The following is a 23,132-nucleotide window of genomic DNA, read 5'->3' on the forward strand; positions in this document are numbered from 1 at the left end:
TGTTTAACCTCCCACTGCGGCTTTCAAGGCCAACAGCTCTTTTTGGAATTCAGTACGGTTGTATTGTTCGTCGTTGTTCAGCAGCTTCAACAAGCGGCCCATGCGCGCGTTGACTGCCTGCGCTACCTTCGAGTTGCCTTTGTTGGCCAAACCGTTGGCCACGCTACTAATCGACATGTACGCTTGCTCGGCGCTTGCATAGTCGGGGTATTGGTTGCTTGAGGCCATGTTCACCAACTCACGCAACAGTTTTTCCATCACAGCTTCGGTGAATTGAGCCTGCATCACCGCAGCCCTGGCGCGATCAAGCTCCGCATTGAGCGCCCTGGCAGTGCGTTCGACGTCTTGCATACTGGCTGCAGGTGAGGTGCTTTGAACATGCAACTGCTCAATCAAACGCCGTACAGAAGCCTCATGCGAAGGGGCTGTGGCCTTCAACACCGCTTGCACCATGATTAAACTCGCGTTGTTGATGCGGGGCTGACCCGGGGTAAGCGCAAGGTCTTTGCTCCAGTCTTTTCGGCTCATGGGGGAATGGCATGCATGGCAATCGAACATCATGAGTTCGGGCACAATGCCTTGGCGATTGCGTTTTGGGTCGGCAATCAGTTCAAGCAGGTTGGCGCTGGTGGCAAATTGGCCCATGGCCCATATTTTTCCAGCATCGAAAGCGCCTTTGCGTTTACGCCAATCGTCGTCAATTCGGTAGTGCGGTGGTTCCAGGGCGAGGAAGGTCTCCACCTCGATGGAAATTCGCGGATGACCCGCACCCATGATTTGGTGGGTGATGGGCCGGGTGGCATCGCCCACATGGCAACTGGTGCACAGTTTGGCCACAGCATAGGCATTGCTGGTTGGGTACATGCCGTTTTCTATGTTTTTGACATGGCTTGCTTTGGGTTCCACATGGTTAGAAATCCATTTTTCTGCCGGCCCATGGCAGGCCTCGCAGTTTACGCCATCGGTTTTGTCAAAACGGGGGCCTTGCAAGTTGGCTGGCACATTGTGGCTATGGCAATCCAGACACACTTTGGCCTCGTGCGCAGGCTGCTTTAGCCCCAGGTTTTTGGCAATGCGCTGCGACTCGGTATTTTTAAGCACGGCGTAGGCCTGCGTGTGTGGGTCACGGCGCAGCCATGTGGTGTATTCGTTTTGCAGCACTGGGGTGGCTGTGCGTTCTTCGATGCTGCCGTGGCAGGTGCTGCTGGCGCAGTTCACCGTACCCACCGATTGGTGCGGCGACTGGTGGGGCATGGTTTGCGCAAGCGCGGCCTGGCCCATAGCCAGCGAAGCAAGTGCGATGGCCCAAGCCTTACGAATTACATCATTCATCTTCGCCTTCATGGTTTGTCCTTTTTGTAAACCACGGAGTTCGCCCTGGGGTTGGGCACATAGTTTTGTTTTTCTACCTGGTCGGTGACTGTCCACACCCGACCATCGGGTCGAATATAGAAGACATCCATTTCTTTGCGGTTAAAGGGGCGTGAGCCAATTCGACCAAACACGGCAATCTGCCCTCCGGTTTCGTCCACCGCTCGGTCACGATCCAGGCCTTTTGAAATGGACACGGCTGCGCTTGGTGTTTTGCGCCAAGCCACCAACTCAGGCACGGGGGTGGGCGAGAACCCATAGAACTTCGGCTGAGTGTCAGGCGATGTCAGTTGCAGCACTTTCAGGCCGTTTACCCCGTCAGCCACATAGGCAAACAGCGAGGCATTGGTGGAGCCTACAATCACGTCGCGTGCGTCGTTCAGTTGACCGTTGGCTGTGTATTTGGTCAGCACAAAAGGCTTTCTGGGTTTTTCAATGTCAACAATCACCAAACCTTCTTCCTTGCCTGCCACATAGGCGTAGGTGCGCGCCAAATAAAGGCGTTGCGCATTTTTAAGCGGCAGCACCGTACCTGTGTGCGTGGGCTTCTCTGGATGGGTGACGTCGATCACTTCAAGCCCGCGCGCTGTGGTTGCGAACACATAGCGGAACTGAATTGCCGTGGCGCGCGCATCCTGCAGGGGCAGGGTGGTGATATGGCGGGGTTTTAATGGGTCATTGATGTCAACAAACACCAGCCCTTTGGGTGTGGTGATGTAGGCATAATGCCCACCCAAGGTGATGTGGCTAGCGCCGGTTAAAACTCCATTGGCATTCCAGGTGGCAGCGCGCTTCAAAAAGTTGTTACGCGCCTCGCCATCGGCCAGGGTGTTTACATCCACCACAATCAGGCCTTCTTCGCTGTCGGTGATGAAGGCGTAGTTGTAAATGGGGTGGAAAGGCTGTTCCATGTTGGTGATGCGCATCAAGTCGCCCTGGTTCCGTTCGGGCGCAATAGGCTGGTTGGTGGGCAGGGCCATGCAGGTCGCGTTTTTGCTGGCCACATGGGTGTCGTGGCCCATGGGGCTGAACGGCGCTGTAATTACCCGCTGTCCGTAGCCTTTGTTGGCCACGTTGGCGGCGTCGTACACCCTGAATCCGCCCTTGCCCTCAGCCACAAACACGTACTCCCCGCGCAGTTGGATGCAATTCGCGACCCCTATGGTGGTGTCGTCCATCAGCGCAGGCACCACGGTGTCAGCCAGTTCACGGTTCTTGTTCAAATGGTTTTGATAAAAGTCGGGATAGGCGTATTTGTGCAGGTAGCTGCCAATCACGGCTTGGGGTTCATCCCATTCGGTTACTGTGATGGCGGCGATGTGATCGCTTGCACCCACCCAGGCGTTAAAGCCCACAAAGTTTACAAAGTTGGTGCCATGTAACAGCAGCTGCGCCATGATCGCGTTGTTGTCATCCTCGCGAGACAGGTGGCAGTCTGTGCAGGTTTTGGTCTCTTCTTTGCGCTCTGTGTGCGGGTAATGGGGGGCGAAGGCCTGCGACGAATATCCACTGGAAGCCACAGGGGGTTGTTGAATATAAATCCGCTCCCGGTTGGCGTTCATCGAGGACAACACCAAAGCAGAGCTGGATCGAATGGGAGCAATGCGATTGCCTTTCACGGGGCCATGCACACCGAGCTGGAACATATCGTCACGCGCAACCTGCGGGTTGTAGGTGGCGTAGTTTCGGGTCTCGCCCCCTTCGTAATGCAGGCGCTCGGTTTTCCAGTTCGCCTGAATCGGCAGGTGGCAACCCGCACAACTGGTGGTCCAGCTCAGGTGACAGGTAAAGCAAGTCATTTTTTCGTTGTCGTGCGCCAGCTCTTTGACACCGGGCCCCCACTTGCCATCGCGCCCCTCGTCACCTGCGCCCATGAGCTTGGCCCGGGCAGCCTTGGCGTTGTAGTGAGGGTTGCTTGGGTTCATGGTGTCTTTGACCAGGCTCATTTCCCACTCTTTGTTGGGGTCCAGCGCTGCGCGTTGGTATAGCTTGCCATCGCGCCATTCAAAGCGCTTTCGACCATCTTGGGTGCGCAGTTGGGTCAGGTCGGTGCCGCCAGGGGGGGCTGCCGGGCCACTGGTGCGCAGGGTGGGGTATTGGGTGGCGGTTCCGTGGCAGTCGGCGCAGTCCACTTCCACCGCAGCGGCCACCTCACCGTAAATGTGGCCGTTGCCATGCATGTCTTGAGCAAAGTGGCAATCCACACAGTGCATGCCCACATCCAGGTGAATACTGCTCAGGTGCACGGCCTTCTCAAATTTTTTGGGATCGTCATCGGCCACCACATTGCCTTGGGCATCGAGCAATGCCCCCTTGCGGTTGCGCTTGAACACAGCCCGGAAATTCCAGCCGTGACCGTGGTAGTCGGCAAACTGGGTGTCTTTCAGTTTGCTGTTGAGGGTAGACACGTTTTTCAAAAATTCTGGGTCGCTCCACTTGCCGCGCACTGCTGCCTCTTCGGGGTTGCGGTCAAGAATTTCGCGCATCTCGGCATCGGTGGGGTAACGCTGCTTTTCTGGCCACATGTGTGGCGCATCGCTTTCGTAATCCCACATGATGTAGCCGTAATAGCTGTTTACAAACACGTTGGGCTGGTGCATGTGGCAAACCATGCACTGTGAGCTGGGGATGGCGCGAGTGAACTCGTGCTTTACAGGGTGTCCACTTTCGCCCTTGGGAATGGTGGGGTCGATGGTTTGGGTTTTGCCATCGTTGCCCAACTTGGCGTACGGACCACTGTGTTTGGGGTCTCGGTCGTTGGTGTAAACGGTATGGCACCCTGTACAGCCCGAGGATCGGTAGTCGCCTGGCTGTTCATTGGTGCCCAAAAACCACAGGTGCGGGTCGTTCAAACGGGTTTTGGTGATGTTGATCAAAGGCACAGCAATTCGTTGGCCAGTACCCGGGCCCCGATTGGATTGCTTGATGTCTGGGCGGCCCGGTTCGTCCAACCTTTGAATCTGCCCCAGCACGTTGGGCAATCCCACTTCAGGAAAAATTGAGTTGATTACGCGCCCGCCACGTTCAAACACACGAAACACGTCCGCGGGTGGGGCCGTTTCCCAGGCGGGCAGGGGCGCCAGCGAGCCCAAAATGCCCTTGTGGGTAAACAGCTCATTGTTGGCGTCCACCGGGTTTTTCAGGGCGGCAGGCTGGCCGTCTTGGGTGTAGGCCTCGCCCAGAATGTAGCGCTTGAAGGGCAGAATACCGTTATTGTAAGAGGCACCCCCCCACAGCATGGCCGATGTGCTCATCAGGCTGCGTTCTTGGGCCTGAATAACCGGCAGGTGGCAGGCGCCGCAGGCCTCACGGGCAACGCGCAAATCGCCAGGGTTGATGAAACGTATATACGCAGGGTGCTCGCGGTTGAGTTTCGCATAGGAGCGCTGCGGATTGGCCGACGATGGGTAATTCCAAAACTTTTCGTCGCGCGGAGCGATGTGGGCCTTGTCCAAGGCAGCCCGGTACGCTGGGTCAAAACCTTTTTCACGGGCAGCGCGGGTGTGGTCATAGGCCAGCGAGCCTTGCTTTTTCTCGGGGCCGTTCCATTTGACCGAGGCATTGCCTCCGTGGCAGTCGGTGCAACCCAGCACCACGCCGGGGTTTGCGTGCATGGTGTGTTGATCGGTTTGGGTGTGGCAGCTCATGCAACCTTCGGTTTTGGCAAAAGCCTGCTCCGCGGTCTGGCGCTCGGGCGCTGGAGGCGCCATGGTGTACGTTTTCTCGGGTAGCTTGGCCCCTGCTGCATGGGCTGTGTTTGTAAAACCCAAGGCAACAGCGCTCACAGCCAAGGCCAAGGCAGCCCAATGGCGGGCCCCGCTTGGCGTTTTAAACAGCCTGGCTTTGGCAAAGCTAAAATTCATGGGCAGCAACCTGCTTTAAAAACTCAAAATCACGTTGAACAATAGGGAATAAGGGCGCTTGGCATTCTCATTGTCAAACAACTCTTTGTAACCTTTTCCCGGGAAAAGACGGGCCAAAGACCCATTAATCACCACGTTCTGATTGAAAAACGGACGGTATTGGAAGCCCACCGAGGCATCGATCCCAAGGTCTGTAGAGGGTGGTTTTTGTTGGCGCAACACTCCCAGCACATTGGTGTTCTCGAATTCAAGCTTGGAGACGCTGGTCACCACACGCAATTCAGGCAGCACGTCGATGTCTGCACCCACGCCCAGCAACAACAAGCCGGGGTTGATAAAGTTGGATTGGCCTTGCTCTTTGCTGGAGCGCAACGATGGCAGTACGCCGTTTCGGCCCGATAAAAACACGCCGCCGCCACCCACCAAAGGAATGTTTTGGCGAATAAAGAAGCTGGTGTCTGCCCCGGCAAACTGTGGGTTCTCGAAAATTGCATCAAAGCCCTCTGCCTTGCCATCAAAGGGGTCTCGGTCGCCAGAGGCATACAAAAAGTGCCCACGCAGGCGGAACCAGTCGAAATCCCTGGACAATTCGGTGGCGTGGAACCAGGCATCAATGTTTTGTTCGCGCTGGGCCAGGGGATGGCGGTCAATTTTGCCTGCGGCGTAGTAAGTTGATGTGGTGATGTTCAAGCGCCCATAGTGGCCATCGCCACTGAGTCCGAAGTAGTCCACATGGTAGGCAAACGGCCGTTGGTCACCAATGGCCGCCGGGCGTGCCAAAAAGCCGTTGGCATCGAAATAGCGGGCATCGTCTTCATTGTTGCGGTTGTGTATGTACGAGGCCTGACTTGTGAAACCCAAAAACGGGAAGTCCTGCCGATACAGGTTGGCCACAAAAAAGTCATCGTCGCGCAGCGGCTGGCGAATGTCGTTCAAGCCGCTGTTGGTGTCTTTTTCTACTCGCTTGAAGTAGCCAATGTTGTATTGGTAAATATTGTTGTCACGGTTGCCAAACAAGCGCACACCAAAAGGCAGGTCTTGAAACAAAAAGCCGCGGAAGTCGCTGATGAATGGCTGAATACCCACGCGCAAGCTGTCGAAGTCATAGCGCTCGGACACGTTGCGCAAATGCACGTCCACAAAAGCTTCTTGAATGCCCACAAAACCTTCCGAGCGTTGCGTGCCCGAGGAAGGGGAAATTTTTAACAGGCGATCCTCGTTGACCCGCACATCGGTGTAGTTGAACACCGGGGTTAGACGATATTCGTAATCTGGTGGTTTGAAAGTGGTGTTGCCTTTGGTGAGCGACAAACTCACGATCAAGTTGTGCGCAAAAATGGATTGGTCGCCGTCTCCAAAAATATTGCGTTGGTTGCTTTGGCTGGAGGATGCTGGCGGCACTGGCACAGGAAAGCGCCGTTGTTCATAGAGGGTGTCGGCAATCACGCCCAGGTTAAAAAACCAGTCGGGGCCCAGGGTGTCTTGCAGCACCGGCAGGTCGCCCTTGATCACGTTTTGATTGTACGGGTCGTAGAGTGGAAATTTAAATCCAAGCGACTGCATGATGCGCCAGCGGTCAGGCACAGCCACACTCTCGCGAGGCAGGTTGGGCAGTGGCGGTGGCACCTGTTCCGGGTCGATCACTGGAATGGCCACATCCCGAGGGGCAAGCATGGTGTCGCGTCCAGGAATGGCCCGCATCACCGGCGATGGTGCTATGCCTGGCGTTGCGTTGTGCGCTGGGCGAACGGCTGCACCTTGTTGATTGCTCAAAGGGTCGTTGCTAAAAGCGCGCGGCTCAAACACACCCAGGGCCAGGTCGCCATACTCGCCACTGCGCTGCTGCAGCCATCCGTGGGTGCTGCCCAACAGGCTGTCTTGGATGCGAATTCGGTACCAGCCTTGTTGCTCCTCAAAGGCATCCACCAACTGGCCCTTAAACAACTCGCCGATCGGTTTGGCACCGGTGCTTGGCTTGTCATACACGATGACGCGTTGCTCAAACACCTGAAGAAGCGCGGTAGGGCGCTCAGCTTGGTTCAGCTCGCTTTCATCGGGAATGCCTGCCACTTTGTTGGCGGCCTTGTTGATGGCCGCTTTGGCTTGTGCCAACTGGGTGGGCTCGTTGATGCCCAGGTGCAGTTGCGCGTAAGCCGGCCAAGGCGCCAAGCCCGCAAAGGCCAAAGCCAGCACCAGGCGTTTGGCGCGCCATGCATGTTGTTTGTGTTTGCTGAGGCTGTGTTTCATGGCGCGGGGCACACGTTTTGTTCACTGCTGTTGTTAAAAGGGGTTTGCGGGCACTGCACATACTTCAAAAACTGACCAGAGTTGGACAACTGGCTGGCGTTGAGCAGGCTTGCAGGCGCCGGCCGCATGGTGCTGCCAATGGCGTTGGCCGCATTGATCACACCCAAATAACCCACCATGTCGTCCTGGTCCACGCCATCGCCCGACACGCCAATGCCACCCACCAAGGTGTCGCCTTTGTAGATTGGAAAGCCCCCAGGAAATATTTGCATGCCGTTGGCAAAACGGTTTTGCCTGCCTGCCGGAATGTTGGCGTTGTCCACGCAGGTTTGGCTGGAATCTGGGTTGAAGGCATTGCCTCCCACCACCGCGCGGGCGGGGGCGTTGAATGTGGCCAGCACTTTGTTGGCCACAATGTTCAGCTGGAAGCCCAGGTTAAAAGGACTCCACTGGGACAGAGGCGAGGATAGCGGCCCAGCTGGCCGTCCTTCTTCACCATCTGGGAAGTATGGGCGGTGAACGTTGCCAATGGCCCGCGCAGAAAATGCCGCGCTGCCATCGAGCGAGTTGGCTGTCTGGGAAAAAAACGTGTTCATTGCGTTTGAAAACGCCGCGTGTGCTCCACCGTCGATCGAATTGAAGTCGGTGAGCGCTTCTGCGGCGCTAAAAGTAAGCGCCGAACGTGCCTTCTGCACCGCCACGTCTGTACCAAAAATGGGCGCATCGGACGAACGCACCAAACCCAGCACATTGCCGTTGGTGTCTACCACGGTCACTGTGACTTGGGCAGCAGCGCCCAAGGGAATGCGAATTTGAGCGCGTGCACGATTAGCGATCTTCATGCCCTCCACCAGAATGTTTTGCACTTCTGCACTGCTGAGGTTGCTGCCTGCTGTAACCGGGAACCGGGTAGAGGTGTTATCAGCGGGGTTGGTGATCAAATTAAAGGTGTCCAGCCCGTTGAAGGCCGGGTTGGTGGTGGCCACATAGCCGGATGGGGACGCACCATAGGCTGTTCCCGCCACTGGGCCTGCGGCGGTGGTATAACCGGGCACGTTTACAAAATCGGTAATCACAAGAGGAGCCAAACCCGCCACTGCCGGCGTGGTATTTGAAAATTGGAAAGTTTGGCCGTTGGCCGTGATGCGATTGGCGCGAATTTGCTCAGGGGCACGCAAGTTGTTGTTCAGCGCTGCGAATGCGATTTCTTCATCCAGGTCGGTTTCGTTGGTCACGATGTCGCGATCCAGGCTGTAAATGCCATTGGTGCTGGCATTCACCGAGGAAATCACGCCAATGCCGCCCACCACTCGACCGCCCTTGTAGATTGGGAAACCCCCGGGGTCGGCCGACAGGCCCAATGGTGAACGTTTGGGGCCAATGCTGCTGCTTTGGGATAACCACACGTTGAGGTCAGAGCAGGGCAGTTGGCTAAACTGCACGCCATACAGCGGACCACTGGGCTGACCACGCTCACCGGGCTGAAAAAACTCTTGAACAATCTGGCTCGCGGTGCGCGTGCTAAACGCATTGCCTGTGGACGACAAATAAGCCCCTGTGATGGCTTTGGCAATGGCGGCCAAAGTGCTGGGCACCACCTGGCCATCCAGGCCTCTGCCGTTGGCCCCTGCCAAGCCGCTGGTGATGGTTGTGTTGCTTGCCGCGTTGTTCATTTGGTAGACCGCCAGCACATTGCCCACCCGGTCCGTGACAGCGATGGTAGATTGCACACCGCGGGAAATCGATGCCTGCACGGCACGCGCTACGATGTCGTTCACATCCGCAACATCGAGGCTTTGCGTACCCAGTGGCTCTACGGTGAAGTTCAGGCTTTCAACGAAACCCGCAGACCCGCCTCCACCCCCGCACGAGGTGACTCCCAAAGGCAGTGCCAGGCCAAGCGCCAAAGCGCACAGGGCTTTAGTTTTTCTTTGCATGTTGTTCTTTGCTTTCTTCCATGGGGTTGTGCATGTGGTAGCCGTGGCAAACACCACAGTCGGATTGCACTTTGTTCAGCACGGGTTTGCTGCCAGCGTGGCAGCTTTGGCAGCCGTCGATGGCAGGCATTAATACATCGCTGGCTTCCTCTGACTTGCTGGCTTTGTGGCAACTCTCGCAACTTTCAAACGCGTGGGCCTGGTGGTCAAAAGTCGCCATGGGCATCCATGGGTGCCAGGGCACAATCGGCGCTATGGCGTATTGCGGCATGTTGGCGCCCGTGGTTTTTGTGTTGCCTTTGCCTGGCAGTGGCGTTACCTCGTGGCACACCGCACAAGCTGTTTTCTCGAACAATTCGCGTGCAGCAAACTGGGCCTGGGCGCGCGGGCTTCCACTGAGCTTGTTCAGGTTAGAGCGGCGCTCGCCCTGTTCACCGGGCCTGGCCGCCAACACGGCGCGCTGGGCATTCACGCGGTTGCGCTCTTCGGGGTGCAAAGCCAGGTAGGCATAAAACTCCTCCACGGTGCTCAAAGCCTCTTGCACCGAACCGTGCGGCACTTGCCGGTCGGGTAGGGCGGGCTCAAACGACAAGGTGTGGCAGTCTTGGCAGTGGGCTTCCATCGAGATGGGTTTGAAACCCGTGGGCGTGGCGCTTGCCTCGTGGCAGCTTGCACAATTCATCACCACCTTTTTGTTGGGCCCATCAATGCCTTTGGGATCCAGGTGTACATCGTGCGGAAATTTCAGACTGGTTTTTTCCACCAGTTTGGCGTCTGCCAACATGCGCACCCGGCGGAGGTCTCCGGGCTCGCTGCTATTGGCCAAGGTAATGCGAAACGCAGGGTGTTTGTTGCCCACAAAATCGCTCACCGGCTGGGTTTCAGTGTTTGGGGCAACCGCTGCAATGTTTTTGTGGCAGTCGGCGCAATCTTGCCCCACAAAATGTTTGTTCTGAGCGGCCAAGCTCTCGCGGCCCTTGTGGTCGCGGTGGCAACTGGCACAACGGCCCTCTTCAAATTGCATGCCAGGCAAATCGGCCTTTTTAACGTGTAAGCCCATGTTGCTGTGGCACACCAGGCAACTCTCGTCTTTGACTCGGGAAAAATCACCCGCGTGGCAGGCTTGGCAATCGCCCTCCAGGTTGGAGTGTGGCGAGGCCAAAGGGCCAGGGTTCCACACGGTGTCAAGCGACAATGCGGTGACTGGCCTGGGCTGTGCAACATCCTGCCCGTCCATCTGAAGGCTGGGGTGAGCATTCACGGGCATGGCCGTGGTGGTGGTTCGCTCGGCGGCCTCTGTTTGTGAACCCACTTCAAGCCACGAAAACAAGCCCGGTTGGTAGATGGCCAAAAGCGGAAGCACCAAAAATGCAAACAAAACTGGCCAGAACGCAATCCAGGAAAGCGGGCGTTTTAAACCCAAAGGCTTTTGCAGTGCTTGCTGCTCGCGTTGCAGCTTGCTGGTTTTTTGATCAGCCATTGTTTGCTTCACCAATAAATAAATACGGACAGCACATGCCCAATCAGGGCCGCAAGCAGGCCAAACGACAAAGGCACATGCACCGCCAGCCAGAGTTCAAGCCAGTAGCGCAGGCCATGGTAACGGCGCAGTTGTTTTAACGCGCGCAAGCGCTGTACTTGGTTTGCGTGAAGGGCGGCCACAGACTCTGAGCGCGTGAGTTCGTTTTGCAGAAAATCCACCGCTTGCTGGGTGGCGCAATTTTTTACACTGCCTCGTCGGCGTTGGGCGGCGCTGTTAAAAATCCCTTGGTTAATGGATTGTTCAACTTGCCTTCTGACTGCAGCCTCAGCGTTTTTGAGCAGCTTTTGTGCTTCTTTGTCCAGGCCATCGATTTCGGCCACGATTTGCTCAGGGCTGCGTTGATTCAACACTCGAGACATTTCGCTGGGGTAGCGCAGGTAAAAGCCCAAACCCCACACACCACTGGCAATGGTGGCCATGGTGAGCACATAGGCCAGGGAATGCAAATTCCAGCCAATTTGAAACCCGGTGTGCAGAGTGGCCACCACCGATAGCGCCAAGCCAAGGTAAATGTGGGCCGACACCCATGCGCGCAAGTTACCCGCCTGTTTGTAGTATTGGCGTTTTCGGATTCCAAACCACATTAGCCAAACAATGAGCAGAGCACCAATGGTACCCAGTGTGTAGCCCAAGGGCGTCCCGCCATTGGCACTTATTCTGGGTTGGTCAAAAAGGTAGGCCAATGAAGAAGCAAGGATCAACACCAAACCCCACTTCAGGAAAACGAATTTTTTATAGTTAAATAAATTATCCTGAATCATTCAGTTCGCCTTGCTTGTTAATCAAAATATGTAATGCGGGAACTGCAGGGTGCTACTGTGTTAATTGAAGATGTTACTTCAGTATTGACAATGATAGTATCCCTACTTCTAGTCTGGGGGTTAACAATTGAGTCTTGGTGCGGTCTTTGCCGGAATAATTTTTTTACTTTTGCTCACAGTTTGCATTTACAAAGCCTGGCAGTCGATTTTTACGGCAAAACTCGAAAAATCTACAGTTGAATCTGATGGTTTAATCGGTACTCCAGAATGGCAAGCTTTGAGTTCACGGCGCGAAGAAATTGAGAATGACCCAGTGATGGACGATGACAGCAAAAAACTGTTAATTAATCACTGGCGTGACATGGCCACCGAGACCCGCCCTTTGATGAGTTCAAAAGGGGGCGAATTAGAACTCCGACTTCCCGCATGGCTATCTTTTCCCGTATTCGTCGGTCTGCTTCTGGCTTTGTCTTCGCTATTAACGTATTTTGTTGGCGGCTTTCACGCGGGTTCAACACAATGGCCCGCGCTCGCGGCCAATCGCTCAGCGCCGGCAGAGCCAGTTCCGAGCAGCAACCCGGGCAGTGGGCACCCGGGTGATGGCAGCAATATGGAAGAGCGTTTGGCCGCATTGGAGTCTCGCTTGAAAAATTCGCCTGAAGACCTCAATGGCTGGGTTTTGTTGGCTCGCACCCATGCATCATTGTCCAACTACAGCAAAAGTGCTGACGCTTTGGCTCAGGCACTACGGCTCGCTCCGGGTCATCCAGATATTTTGGCCGATTTGGCCGACATGCTGGCCATGGCCAATGGGCGTGTGTTGGCCGGCCAGCCCATGGTGCATGTGCAGCAAGCCCTGCAAAGTGACCCTAATCACGAAAAAGCTCTTGCCTTGGCGGCCAGTGCAGCCGAGCAGGCAGGCAATGCTGCACAGGCACAGCAATATTGGCAGCGTTTGAGTGCTGTTCAGCAAGCCAAGCTGATCACGCCAGCCCAGCAGGAAGCTGGTCCACCCGCCATTGCAAGTGCCACGGTCACCGTGTTGGCCCAACACCGCGATACCCTCAACCCAGGGTCGGCCATGTTTGTTCAAATCAAGGCACAACCTGGCCCGGGCATGCCCCTTGCGGTGGTGCGTATTCCTGCAGACCAACTGGTGGTTGGCCCGCAGACGGTTCAATTTCAGGAGCGCGATTTTATTCAAGCCAGTGGTGCCAGTGATTTGCCAGCCACCTTGTACATGCAAGCCCGGCTTTCGGTGCAGGGTGTGGCCCAGGCAGGGCAGGGCGACATCAATTCTGATTGGGTCAAGGTGCAGCGTGCGCAGTTAAATTCACCGGTTTTGATCGAGTTTTCCAAGTAGGCGCATGCAAGTTTCTGTCCAAGCCCACTGTCTGCAGGTACAGGCCGATCAACTGGATGTGGCCGGCGTGCAGCTTACAGGCCCAATTGGCCTGAGTTTGAAGGCAGGTCGGGTGTATGTTCTACAAGGCCAAAATGGCGTTGGCAAGTCCACCCTGTTGCGTGGCATGGCCAATGGTTTGGTGGGACGTGTTCATGTGTTTAAGCCAGAGTTTGGGCTGCGTGATGAGCTCACCGTCAAGCAACACTTGAGTGCTGTTTTGCAGATGTTGGGGCAGCCCAGCGAGCAATCGGATGAGCTGTTACAAAAGGTGGGTTTGCTGGAATGGCAGTACGAACACATTGGGACTCTCTCTTCCGGGCAGCGGGCTCGTTTGGCTTTGTGCGCCATGCTGGCTCACCCCAGCGAGGTTTGGCTTCTTGATGAGCCTCTAAACGCACTTGACCAACAAGGCGTTGCAGTGATGGCAAGTGCCATACAGCAACAGGTTTTAGCCGGTGGCTTTGTGGTGATGGCCAGCCATGTGGACGCCACTCAGTTGCAGGCACATGCCCGGGGCCTACAGATCGAACTGCTTCAATTTCAAGACGGGCGCATCACCGCGGTGGAAGGGGTTGATGGCAACACGCCTGGTGCCAGCGCGCAAATGAACCAGACAAACACCGCAACTGCGCGCCCTTTGGCTTTGCTGCGGCGTGAGTTATCGCTCCTCAGGGCAACGCCGCAACTGGTGCTGTGGGGAGCGTTGTTTCACTGGGTGGTGCTGAGTTTTTTTGGCATTGGTTTAAACAAGCCGGGTGCCCAATTTGCGCAGGTGGCTGCCTGGGTCAGCGTGTTGTTGGCGCTGATGCTCAATGCAAAAGACTGGTTTACAGAAGATCAGCGCGTGGGCTGGGTGCGCCATCTGTTTGTTTGGCATCCCCGTAATTTTCAGGGCTATTGGCTGATGCGTGTTTTGGTGTCTGCCTTGGCAAATATCGCCGTGTTGGTGCCTGTCAGCGCTCTGGTGGCCTTGCAATTTGGTCTGGGCACGCAACAGGCGTCGGCTCTCACATTGGCGCTGGCCGCAGGTTTGTGGGCCAGTGCTCCTTTGCTGGGTTTGGTGGCCTTGTTGGTGATGCTGACGCGGGGCGGTGCGGTGCTGGTGTATTTGTTTGCACTTCCTTTGCTTGTGCCGGTCTTAATTTTTGGTCTGGAGGCCAGCCAGGCTGCTGATTTTGGTCGCTCAGCCCAAGCGCCACTGGCTGTGTTGGGTAGCCTGGGCGTGCTGGGTTATTTGTTGGGTCCATGGGTGGCCCAACGCTTGAATAATTTGTTGCAGGAATAAGCATGATTTGGCAAATCGCATCGCCGCCTCGATTCCACAGCCTGGCCAGTCGATTGTGGCCTTGGCTGAGTGGTGTGGGCGCCGTTTTGTTAGGACTTGGTTTGTACCTGGGTTTGGTGCTGGCGCCCACCGATGTCACGCAAGGTGAGGTGTACCGCGCAATTTATGTTCACGTGCCAGCCGCGTGGATGTCGATGTTTTTGTATTTGGTCGCTTGCGCTTATGCGGCTATCAATTGGGTGTATCGCAACGATGTGTCCGCCGTCATGATGCGTGCCCTGCTTCCCACGGGCGCCTGGATGACCTTCGTTGCCTTGGTCACAGGAGCGCTTTGGGGCAAGCCCACATGGGGCACCTACTGGGTGTGGGATGCCCGCATGACCTCCGAGCTTTTGTTGTTGTTTATTTATTTGGGCTTGATGGCCTTGGGGCAAATGGCAAGCAACCCCGCCAAGGCTGATCGAGTGCTCGCCATTGGATTGTTGATTGGTGCAGTCAACATTCCCTTGATTTATTTGTCGGTGGTGTTTTGGAACACACTCCACCAGGGCTACAGCGTGTCGCTTGGCGGCAGCCAAATTCACCCCGACATTGCGCGCGGCATGTGGCTTTGTGTGTTGGGTTTTTGGTTGCTGTGTGCAGGCACGGTGCTTAACCGCGGGCGCCGCTTGTTGGTTCTGCGACGTTGGAATTGAGTCATGATTGATTTTGAGTGTTGGGGGGGCAAATGTTGACAGCATGGCAAACTGTTTGGGTGTGCACAGGGTTAAGCCTCTTGGTGGTGTTGCTGGACGCATGGTTGGCCAACAGGGCCGGCCCCAGCAAGGAAGATGTGGCCCGGGCAGGCATGCGGGGCAAACGCACAGCGCGTTTTGAGCAAGGAGAAAGAAGTGAGTAATGCACGTGGACGCCGAGCCGCTTGGCTGGCTGCGGTGTTGGTGGTGGCCTTGGGTTTTGGCGTGGCGTTGATCAAGGTTTTCAACGACAACCTGGTGTTCTTTTACACGCCGACCCAAATATTAAGTGGCGATACACCCCAAGGCGAACAAACCTATCGTTTGGGCGGCATGGTGGAGGTGGGCAGTGTGCAGCGTGAATCCGACTCCCTGTTGGTGCGCTTTGTGGTTTCAGACCAAGTCAACCGAGTGCCAGTGCAATTCAACGGCATCGTACCCGACCTCTTCAAAGAAGGCACCGGCGTGGTGGCTGATGGCCGCTGGGATGGTAAAACCTTCATGGCCAGCGAAGTGCTGGCCAAACATGATGAAGCCTACATGCCGCCGGGGGTTGAACAGTGATTTCGCTTGTGTCGCAATTTAGTCTGGCTTTGGCCACTGTGCTTAGTTTGTGGGGCGCCCTGGCCGGCTTTTGGGCCATCCGTGGGGTGTTTAACCACGCCCAGTCTTTGCCCTTGTTAAAGTCCATTCAGCGCAATGTATACCTAGTGTTTGCTTTGGTCAGCGTGGCCTTTGCAGGGCTGTTGGCTTCGTTTGTGCTGAGTGACTTCACCGTGCGCAATGTGGCCGAAAACTCAAACCTTGCATTGCCCGTGTTTTACAAAGTGGCGGCCAGTTGGGGGTCGCACGAGGGGTCGTTTTTGCTCTGGGTGTTGATGTTCGCGGGCTGGACCATGGCAGTGGCTTGGTCGCGTTTCAATGTGTCGGCCAGCTTCAAGGTCAGGGTGCTGTGCACATTGCAATTGGTGTTGGTTGGTTTTTTGCTCTACCTGCTGTTGGCCAGCAATCCTTTTGAATACTTGAACCCCGCCCCAGCGGATGGGCGCGATTTGAATCCTCTGTTGCAAGACATCATCATGATCATTCACCCCCCTATGCTGTACATGGGGTATGTGGGGTTTGCTGTCACCTTTGCATTTGCCGTGGCGGGGCTGTTGGAAGGCCGCTTTGACATGACCTGGGCCCGTTGGAGCAGGCCATGGACCAACACCGCATGGGCCTTCCTTACCGTTGGAATTGCCTTGGGCAGTTGGTGGGCTTACCGTGAACTGGGTTGGGGTGGCTGGTGGTTTTGGGACCCCGTGGAAAATGCATCCCTCATGCCCTGGTTGGCTGGTACGGCACTCATTCATTCATTGGCCGTGAGCGAAAAGCGTGGTGCTTTGCGCAGCTGGACGCTTCTGCTTGCCCTGACCACCTTTGCGCTGTCGCTCTTGGGCACTTTCCTGGTTCGTTCAGGGGTGCTTACCTCAGTTCACGCATTTGCCACCGACCCAGAACGCGGTGTGTTTATTCTTGCGCTGCTGTTTTTGGTGGTGGGTGCGTCGTATGTGCTGTACGCGATGAAAACGGGCGATGTGGGACATGGTGGCGATTTCAAGGCCACCGGCCGTGAATCGCTGTTGTTGTCCAACAATGTGTTGATGAGTGCAGCACTGGTCACCGTGATGTTAGGCACTTTGTACCCTTTGGTGGTGGAAGTGCTTGGCGGTCGAAAAATGTCGGTCGGTCAACCATACTTTGAGGCGGTGTTTGCTCCAATCCTGTTGCCCGCGGTGCTGCTGATGGCCTTGGGGCCCGATAGTCGTTGGCGCCAAACGCCCATGTCCAATTACATCAAGCCGGGCGGTGTGGCCATGGGAGTTGCCTTGCTGGTGTTGTTGGGGGCAGCGTTGTGGCACTCGCATTTTTCAGTGGTATGGGCCGTGGGTGTGGTCTGCGCCGTGTTTATGGCGGTGGCCACTTTGGCCCATGCCGCCAAGGCAACCAGCAAGGCAGGTGCAGGCATGCCCCACAGTGGTTTGTTGTATCGCGTTCGGCGCTTGTCGCTGTCATATTGGGGCATGGTGCTGGCGCATTTGGGTGTGGCCGTGTTCGTGGTCGGGGTGGCCTGGGTTAAAACCTTTGAAACGGAAACAGATGCTGTGCTCAAGCCAGGGCAGTCCAGCGAAATCGGCCCCTGGCGCCTCACCTTCATTGGGGTGGATTCGGTGCAACGCCAAAACCACGTGGCCGCGTTGGGCGTATTTGAGCTGACCCGAGGCGAGGGGAATGTTATTCACCTCATCCAACCCGAGAAACGTCGCTACCAAAGTTCTGAACAAATCATGACCGAGGCGGCCATCCATTCCGATTGGTTCAGCGATGTGTACATTGGGCTGGGCGATCCTGTTCAAAGCAGCAGCAATGCTGGAGCTTGGGGCGTACGTTTGTATTACAAACCGCTGATCAACCTCATTTGGTGGGGTTGCGCACTCATGGCTTTGGGGGGCTTGATTACCGTGTGGGATCGCCGGTACAAAAGCAAACCCCAGGGGGAAATAGCATGAGCAAAGCCCCCCGCTGGCGCCTGTATTTGCCCTTGCTGGTGCTGCTGTTTCTGGGCGTTTTTTTATTGCGTGGCCTGTGGCTAGACCCCAAAAAACTGCCCTCTGCATTGTTGGGAAAGCCCGTACCTGTGGCCAATTTGCCCGTATTGGCTTTTGATGGGCCTGAAAGCGAGGCTGTGCAGCTTGCCGATATTGCTACGCTGCAAAGCACCGACGCATTGTTGGGCACGCCCTGGGTCTTGAATGTGTTTGCATCGTGGTGCCAAGCCTGTTTGGTGGAGCATCCCCATTTGCTGGCCTTGGCCCGCGAAGGAAAAATTAAGCTGGTCGGCTTGGCATACAAAGACGATCTGGCCAACACACGACGTTGGCTGGCTCAATATGGCAATCCATACAGCTTGGTGCTGGTCGATCAAGAGGGGCAGTTCGGTATCGAGCTGGGTGTATACGGTGTGCCTGAAACCTTTCTGATGAATGCCCAGAACAAAATTGTGCACAAACAAGTGGGGCCAGTGCCTAAAGATTACTGGAACACCATGGCATTGCCTGCTTTGGAGGCTTCGCGATGAATTTGAACGAATTGACCCCCCAAGAACGCGAGCAATACAAAGAGGTGGCTAGTGAATTGCGCTGCTTGGTGTGCCAAAACCAATCCCTGGCAGACAGCCATGCTTCTTTGGCGGTAGACCTGAAAGAAAAAATTGCAGAACAAATTCGAGAGGGTAAAACCAACGCCGAAATTAAAAGTTACATGCAAGACCGCTATGGCGAGTTTGTAATTTATAAACCCGCCTACAGCCCAGAGAACGCAGTGCTGTGGCTTGGGCCATTTTTGGTTCTCGTGTTTGCGGTTTGGCTGGCCCGACGCTCCATGCGCGGGGAACAGGTGAAGGTGAGTAAATCACCCTCCGAAGACTGGGCCGAGGCCATGTACCGAGGCAAGAAGGGAGGTAACAGGCAGGGCAAGAATGATCGTCGGCAGTGAATTTTGTAGGATTGAGAGAGCCTCACGCGTCTTCGCCACTTAACTGATCTTGAGGGTAATTTTTCAGTCTTCGGCCCCCTCAAATGCGGGGTAGAGCAGTAAGCCAAAATTGATAAAACCTATGTTATCAACGCGCTTTTAGAAAGATCCGCTTTTTGATGTTGGGTGTGAGTGTTGTCCAGGATTGAATTGCATATCCTTTTCATTTAAGTTCTGCCGCTTGCACCTCATTGGTGTCTTTGTTCACACCTACGTTAAACCCAAAGATTCAACAGGCGGCCTTCATGATGTGGTTTTTTCTCGTGTTTTTGGTTTTGATTGCAGTCGCTGCTTCGATACTTGTGTTTGTTTTAAAAGCCAAGAATGTCGGAGTTGGTGGCAAGATTTCTTACCCGTACGAACCTACCAAACTTCTCTTTTCAGCGGCGGAGCGTTCCTTTTTAGGCGTTTTGGACCAAGCTGTGGGTAGCGACTACAGGGTGCTTGGCAAAGTCCGTTTGGCTGATCTGGCAAAGGTCAAGCCCGGGCTCAGTAAGGCCGCGCGACAAGGTGCGCTCAATCGAGTCTCTGGAAAGCATCTAGATTTCGTTGTTTGCAAGTCTAGTGATCTATCGATTGTTTGTGCCGTGGAGTTAAATGATAAGTCGCATGCTTCACAGCGGGCACAGGCCAGAGACACTTTGGTAACCCAGGTGTGTCGGGCTATTGAGCTTCCCCTTCTTGCAATTCCCGCAAAACAGGCCTATTCGGTGGACGATCTGAGAGAGAAGTTTTTGGCGGCATTAAAGCCAGCCTAGTTAGTTTTCCAAATGCCGGCGTTTATGATTAACCCGGTCATTTTTCAACCATTGGAATCAACCATGCCATACGTCAACATCAAAATCACAGACGAAGGGGTCACCAAAGAGCAAAAAGCTGCGCTCATCAAGGGCGTGACCACCTTGTTACAAGAGGTTCTAAATAAAAACCCAGCAACCACCTTTGTGGTAATTGATGAAGTCAACACCGACAACTGGGGAATCCGTGGCGAACAGGTCACAGAACTTCGCAAGCTCGCTGCGAAGTAGCGTTGGGTGAAGATTGCAGGTATAAAAAAGCCCACCTTCCGGTGGGCTTTGTTCATTGCGTCATCTGGCGAATATTAGCAGGGATGCAAATCAAATCGATCTGCTTCCATCACCTTCACCCAGGCCGAAACGAAGTCTTTTACAAACTTTTCCTTCGCATCATTGGCTGCGTAAACTTCACACAATGCGCGCAATTGTGAGTTGGAACCAAACACCAAGTCAGCCAGTGTACCGGTCCACTTCACATTGCCCGTCTTGCGATCACGGCCTTCCAACACGCCAGCTTTGTCAGTCTTGGACCATTTGGTGCTCATGTCCAGCAGGTTGACAAAGAAATCGTTGGTGAGGCTGCCTACGTTTTGGGTGAATACGCCGTGCTTGGCGCCATTGGTGTTTGCACCAATCACACGCAGACCACCTACCAGAACTGTCATTTCTGGCGCGGTAAGACCCAGCAATGAGGCTTTGTCGATAAGGCGCTCTGCCGCACTGTCTTCCAGACCGGGCTTCGCAAAGTTACGGAAGCCATCGGCATGGGGCTCCAACACCTCAAACGAATCCACATCAGTTTGATCTTGAGACGCGTCGGTGCGGCCAGGGTGGAAGGGCACGGTGACATTGTGACCCGCTTGCTTCGCGGCAGCTTCAACGCCAGCACCACCGGCCAGCACGATTAGGTCTGCCAGAGAGATCTTTTTGCCGCCGCTTGCAGAAGCATTGAAATCTTTCTGGATGCCTTCCAATTTGGCCAACACTTTACTCAATTGCTCTGGTTGATTAACCGCCCAGTCTTTTTGAGGGGCCAGGCGAATGCGGGCACCATTGGCGCCACCGCGTTTGTCACTGCCGCGGAAGCTTGCTGCCGAGGCCCACGCGGTACTCACCAACTCAGCGGTGCTCAAGCCGCTGGCCAGCACTTTGGCTTTCAGCGCAGCCACGTCGGCATCGTCCACCAGCTTGTGGTCCACAGCGGGCACTGGGTCTTGCCAAATCAGGTCTTCTTTGGGCACCAGCGGGCCAAAATAGCGGCTCTTCGGACCCATGTCGCGATGGGTCAGCTTGAACCAGGCGCGAGCATACGCGTCCGCAAACTCATCTGGGTTGGCCAGGAAGTGACGCGAAATTTTCTCGTAGTCAGGGTCCATGCGCAGGGCCAAGTCGGCGGTGGTCATCATGGGCTGGTGGAACTTGGTGGGGTCATGTGCATCCACCACAGTGCCCTTGCCCGCGTCGCCCTTGGGCTTCCACTGGTGCGCGCCAGCGGGGCTCTTGGTCAACTCCCACTCGTATTTAAACAGGGTTTCCAGGTAACCCATGTCCCACTTGGTGGGGTTGGGCTTCCAAGCACCTTCAATGCCACTGGTGGTGGCGTGGGCGCCTTTGCCGGAACCATGTTGGTTGATCCAGCCAAAACCTTGCTCTTCAATGGGTGCACCCTCTGGGGCAGGGCCCACCAAGTTGGGGTTGCCGGCACCGTGCGCTTTACCAAAGGTGTGACCGCCGGCCACCAAGGCGACTGTCTCATAATCGTTCATGGCCATGCGCGCAAAGGTGTCGCGGATGTCATGGGCAGACAGCTTGGGGTCGGGGTTGCCATCTGGACCTTCTGGGTTTACATAAATCAAACCCATCTGCACGGCGGCCAAGGGGTTGGCCAAATCGCGCTTGCCAGAGTAGCGGCTATTGGGTTTGTCGCTGGTGGCCAGCCACTCACCCTCAGGGCCCCAGTACACTTCCTCGGGTTCGAAAACGTCGGGGCGGCCAAAAGCAAAGCCAAAGGTTTTAAAGCCCATGGTGTCCATACCCAAGGTGCCAGCCAGCACAAACAGGTCAGACCATGAAATTTGCTTGCCATATTTTTGCTTGATGGGCCACAGCAAGCGGCGTGCTTTGTCCAGGTTGCCGTTGTCGGGCCAGCTGTTCAGAGGTGCAAAGCGCTGCATTCCGGTGCCAGCACCGCCGCGTCCATCGTGAATACGGTAGGTGCCTGCCGCGTGCCAAGACATGCGCACAAACAACGGTCCATAGTGGCCATAGTCGGCCGGCCACCACTCTTGGGAGTCGGTCATCAGGGCACGCATGTCTTTCAGCAGTGCCTCTACGTCCAGTTTTTTCAGCTCTTCGGCATAGCTGTAGGTCTCGCCCATGGGGTCGGTGAGGGGGGAATTCTGATTCAAGAGCCGCAGATTGATCTGGTTGGGCCACCAATCGGCATTGGTGAACACACCAGCGCGTGCGTTGGCGGGTGTGTCGTGCATCACTGGGCACTTCAATTCATTGCTCATTGCTTCTCTCCTCTGCTGTTAAGCAATTGTTTTAGCAAAATCAGTGTAGGCTTGCAAAAACTATCAGTCCAATCGGAATTATCAAATTCCTCTATAGGAAGTTCCGATAAGCCTACTGGGTCAAGACCATTTTTTTCAAGGTGTAGTTCAGGTAACTTGAATGCCTACGCGCAAACACTGTGCTACAACATAAGCATCAACCAAGCATCGTTTCAGGAGTATTGCGATGAGTCAAGACGTGTATACACCCCCCAAAGTCTGGAAGTGGGAAAAAGCCAGCGGCGGCACCTTTGCCAACATCAACCGCCCAATTGCCGGTCCCACACACGACAAGCCGCTGCCCGTGGGCAAGCATCCTTTGCAGTTGTATTCCCTGGCCACACCCAATGGGGTAAAGGTGACGGTGATGCTGGAAGAGCTGCTCGCAGCTGGGCACTCCGGGGCAGAATATGACGCTCACCTGATCAAAATCGGCGAGGGAGATCAATTCAGCTCGGGCTTCGTGCAGGCCAACCCGAACAGCAAAATTCCTGTGTTGGTAGACCACAGCACCAACCCGCCCACACGGGTGTTTGAGTCGGGTTCTATCTTGGTGTATTTGGCCGAAAAATTTGGCGCTTTCTTGCCCCAAGACCCTGCAAAGCGAACAGAGACCTTGAATTGGCTGTTCTGGCAAATGGGCAGCGCACCCATGCTGGGCGGTGGGTTTGGTCACTTCTATGTGTACGCGCCCGAAAAATACGAGTACCCCATCAACCGCTTCGCGATGGAAGTCAAGCGCCAATTGGATGTTCTCAACAGACAGTTGGCCAACAATGAATTTGTGGCCGGCAGCGAATTCACAATTGCAGACATGGCCATATGGCCATGGTACGGCGGTGTTGCTGTGGGCGCTGTGTATAACGCGGCCGAATTTTTAAGCACGCACGAATACACCCATGTGCTGCGTTGGGCCGAGCAGGTGGCCAAACGGCCCGCTGTGCAGCGGGGCCGCATGGTCAACCGCACCTGGGGCAAGCCCGAGGAGCAGTTGTGGGAGCGTCACGATGCCAGTGATTTTGAAACCAAAACCCAAGACAAAGCAAATCCCGCTTAAA

The 23,132-nt window shown here is 55.4% G+C and carries 18 protein-coding genes; 11 read left to right on the forward strand and 7 right to left on the reverse strand.

All coding sequences use genetic code 11. The annotated features are described in order from the left end of the window. Nucleotides 1-3: 3 nt before the first annotated feature. The 6 genes from ACEQU8_RS10630 to ACEQU8_RS10655 are packed head-to-tail and all read right to left on the reverse strand — an operon-like array spanning nucleotide 4 to nucleotide 11,722. Entirely contained in the window at nucleotides 4-1,344 is a 1,341-nt protein-coding gene (locus ACEQU8_RS10630; RefSeq protein WP_370263470.1) for a multiheme c-type cytochrome, read from the reverse strand. Further along, a complete protein-coding gene (locus tag ACEQU8_RS10635) occupies nucleotides 1,341-5,234 on the reverse strand; it encodes a hypothetical protein (protein WP_370263471.1) in 3,894 nt (1,297 codons plus the stop codon). Before ACEQU8_RS10635 ends, ACEQU8_RS10630 begins: the two co-directional genes overlap by 4 nt. Nucleotides 5,235-5,249: 15 nt before the next feature. Further along, a complete protein-coding gene (locus tag ACEQU8_RS10640; RefSeq protein WP_370263473.1) occupies nucleotides 5,250-7,481 on the reverse strand; it encodes an SH3 domain-containing protein in 2,232 nt (743 codons plus the stop codon). Beyond that, the gene (locus tag ACEQU8_RS10645; RefSeq protein WP_370263474.1) at nucleotides 7,478-9,418 is read right to left on the reverse strand and encodes a heme-binding protein; all 1,941 of its coding nucleotides are present in this window, start codon (nucleotides 9,416-9,418) and stop codon (nucleotides 7,478-7,480) included. The genes ACEQU8_RS10640 and ACEQU8_RS10645 overlap by 4 nt, the downstream gene beginning before the upstream one ends. Further along, nucleotides 9,402-10,898 (reverse strand): hypothetical protein, encoded by a 1,497-nt coding sequence (locus ACEQU8_RS10650; protein ID WP_370263475.1) that lies wholly within the window; start codon nucleotides 10,896-10,898, stop codon nucleotides 9,402-9,404. Before ACEQU8_RS10650 ends, ACEQU8_RS10645 begins: the two co-directional genes overlap by 17 nt. Nucleotides 10,899-10,906: 8 nt before the next feature. Continuing rightward, complete coding sequence (locus ACEQU8_RS10655) at nucleotides 10,907-11,722, reverse strand: hypothetical protein (protein ID WP_370263477.1); 816 nt, start codon at nucleotides 11,720-11,722, stop codon at nucleotides 10,907-10,909. Nucleotides 11,723-11,999: 277 nt separating this feature from the next. On the opposite strand from ACEQU8_RS10655, the gene ACEQU8_RS10660 reads away from it, so the two are divergent. From ACEQU8_RS10660 to ACEQU8_RS10705, 10 genes are all read left to right on the forward strand, one after another. Beyond that, a complete protein-coding gene (locus ACEQU8_RS10660) occupies nucleotides 12,000-13,085 on the forward strand; it encodes a tetratricopeptide repeat protein (RefSeq protein WP_370263479.1) in 1,086 nt (361 codons plus the stop codon). 4 nt (nucleotides 13,086-13,089) lie between these two features. Then, on the forward strand, nucleotides 13,090-14,412 hold the full coding sequence (locus ACEQU8_RS10665) for an ATP-binding cassette domain-containing protein (RefSeq protein WP_370263480.1): 1,323 nt from the start codon (nucleotides 13,090-13,092) through the stop codon (nucleotides 14,410-14,412). A 2-nt stretch (nucleotides 14,413-14,414) separates the two neighbouring features. Beyond that, nucleotides 14,415-15,107 (forward strand): heme ABC transporter permease CcmC, encoded by a 693-nt coding sequence (gene ccmC / locus ACEQU8_RS10670; RefSeq protein WP_370263482.1) that lies wholly within the window; start codon nucleotides 14,415-14,417, stop codon nucleotides 15,105-15,107. Between the two features lie 32 nt (nucleotides 15,108-15,139). Further along, nucleotides 15,140-15,310, forward strand: a complete 171-nt coding sequence (locus ACEQU8_RS10675) for a hypothetical protein (protein ID WP_370263483.1) — start codon at nucleotides 15,140-15,142, stop codon at nucleotides 15,308-15,310. After that, nucleotides 15,303-15,710: a cytochrome c maturation protein CcmE gene (gene ccmE / locus ACEQU8_RS10680; protein WP_370263485.1), complete on the forward strand. Its 408-nt coding sequence runs from the start codon at nucleotides 15,303-15,305 to the stop codon at nucleotides 15,708-15,710. The genes ACEQU8_RS10675 and ccmE overlap by 8 nt, the downstream gene beginning before the upstream one ends. An 8-nt stretch (nucleotides 15,711-15,718) precedes the next feature. Further along, a complete protein-coding gene (locus ACEQU8_RS10685; RefSeq protein ID WP_370263487.1) occupies nucleotides 15,719-17,698 on the forward strand; it encodes a heme lyase CcmF/NrfE family subunit in 1,980 nt (659 codons plus the stop codon). Next, the gene (locus tag ACEQU8_RS10690; protein WP_370263490.1) at nucleotides 17,695-18,267 is read left to right on the forward strand and encodes a DsbE family thiol:disulfide interchange protein; all 573 of its coding nucleotides are present in this window, start codon (nucleotides 17,695-17,697) and stop codon (nucleotides 18,265-18,267) included. Before ACEQU8_RS10685 ends, ACEQU8_RS10690 begins: the two co-directional genes overlap by 4 nt. Next, the gene (locus ACEQU8_RS10695; protein WP_370263491.1) at nucleotides 18,264-18,683 is read left to right on the forward strand and encodes a cytochrome c-type biogenesis protein CcmH; all 420 of its coding nucleotides are present in this window, start codon (nucleotides 18,264-18,266) and stop codon (nucleotides 18,681-18,683) included. Before ACEQU8_RS10690 ends, ACEQU8_RS10695 begins: the two co-directional genes overlap by 4 nt. Nucleotides 18,684-18,967: 284 nt before the next feature. Next, nucleotides 18,968-19,480 (forward strand): DUF2726 domain-containing protein, encoded by a 513-nt coding sequence (locus ACEQU8_RS10700; protein ID WP_370263493.1) that lies wholly within the window; start codon nucleotides 18,968-18,970, stop codon nucleotides 19,478-19,480. 63 nt (nucleotides 19,481-19,543) lie between these two features. Continuing rightward, a complete protein-coding gene (locus tag ACEQU8_RS10705; RefSeq protein ID WP_370263494.1) occupies nucleotides 19,544-19,750 on the forward strand; it encodes a 4-oxalocrotonate tautomerase family protein in 207 nt (68 codons plus the stop codon). Between the two features lie 74 nt (nucleotides 19,751-19,824). Here ACEQU8_RS10705 and katG read toward each other — a convergent pair whose 3' ends face one another. After that, nucleotides 19,825-22,035: a catalase/peroxidase HPI gene (gene katG, locus ACEQU8_RS10710; RefSeq protein ID WP_370263495.1), complete on the reverse strand. Its 2,211-nt coding sequence runs from the start codon at nucleotides 22,033-22,035 to the stop codon at nucleotides 19,825-19,827. Between the two features lie 226 nt (nucleotides 22,036-22,261). On the opposite strand from katG, the gene yghU reads away from it, so the two are divergent. After that, a complete protein-coding gene (gene yghU / locus ACEQU8_RS10715) occupies nucleotides 22,262-23,131 on the forward strand; it encodes a glutathione-dependent disulfide-bond oxidoreductase (RefSeq protein WP_370263497.1) in 870 nt (289 codons plus the stop codon). Nucleotide 23,132: the final 1 nt, after the last annotated feature.

Origin of the sequence: Limnobacter sp. (genome assembly GCF_964228395.1) — a bacterium.
In the GTDB taxonomy this organism is placed as follows: Bacteria; Pseudomonadota; Gammaproteobacteria; order Burkholderiales; family Burkholderiaceae_B; genus Limnobacter.

Bases quoted from the DNA above. Each gene is read 5' to 3' on its own strand.
- ACEQU8_RS10675 (WP_370263483.1), top strand. From the start codon at position 15,140: ATGTTGACAGCATGGCAAACTGTTTGGGTGTGCACAGGGTTAAGCCTC.
- ACEQU8_RS10635 (WP_370263471.1), bottom strand. From the start codon at position 5,234: ATGAATTTTAGCTTTGCCAAAGCCAGGCTGTTTAAAACGCCAAGCGGG.
- yghU (WP_370263497.1), top strand. From the start codon at position 22,262: ATGAGTCAAGACGTGTATACACCCCCCAAAGTCTGGAAGTGGGAAAAA.
- ACEQU8_RS10695 (WP_370263491.1), top strand. From the start codon at position 18,264: ATGAATTTGAACGAATTGACCCCCCAAGAACGCGAGCAATACAAAGAG.
- ACEQU8_RS10630 (WP_370263470.1), bottom strand. From the start codon at position 1,344: ATGAAGGCGAAGATGAATGATGTAATTCGTAAGGCTTGGGCCATCGCA.
- ACEQU8_RS10640 (WP_370263473.1), bottom strand. From the start codon at position 7,481: ATGAAACACAGCCTCAGCAAACACAAACAACATGCATGGCGCGCCAAA.
- ccmC (WP_370263482.1), top strand. From the start codon at position 14,415: ATGATTTGGCAAATCGCATCGCCGCCTCGATTCCACAGCCTGGCCAGT.
- ACEQU8_RS10690 (WP_370263490.1), top strand. From the start codon at position 17,695: ATGAGCAAAGCCCCCCGCTGGCGCCTGTATTTGCCCTTGCTGGTGCTG.
- ACEQU8_RS10705 (WP_370263494.1), top strand. From the start codon at position 19,544: ATGCCATACGTCAACATCAAAATCACAGACGAAGGGGTCACCAAAGAG.
- ACEQU8_RS10700 (WP_370263493.1), top strand. From the start codon at position 18,968: ATGATGTGGTTTTTTCTCGTGTTTTTGGTTTTGATTGCAGTCGCTGCT.
- ACEQU8_RS10650 (WP_370263475.1), bottom strand. From the start codon at position 10,898: ATGGCTGATCAAAAAACCAGCAAGCTGCAACGCGAGCAGCAAGCACTG.
- ACEQU8_RS10655 (WP_370263477.1), bottom strand. From the start codon at position 11,722: ATGATTCAGGATAATTTATTTAACTATAAAAAATTCGTTTTCCTGAAG.
- ACEQU8_RS10645 (WP_370263474.1), bottom strand. From the start codon at position 9,418: ATGCAAAGAAAAACTAAAGCCCTGTGCGCTTTGGCGCTTGGCCTGGCA.
- katG (WP_370263495.1), bottom strand. From the start codon at position 22,035: ATGAGCAATGAATTGAAGTGCCCAGTGATGCACGACACACCCGCCAAC.
- ACEQU8_RS10665 (WP_370263480.1), top strand. From the start codon at position 13,090: ATGCAAGTTTCTGTCCAAGCCCACTGTCTGCAGGTACAGGCCGATCAA.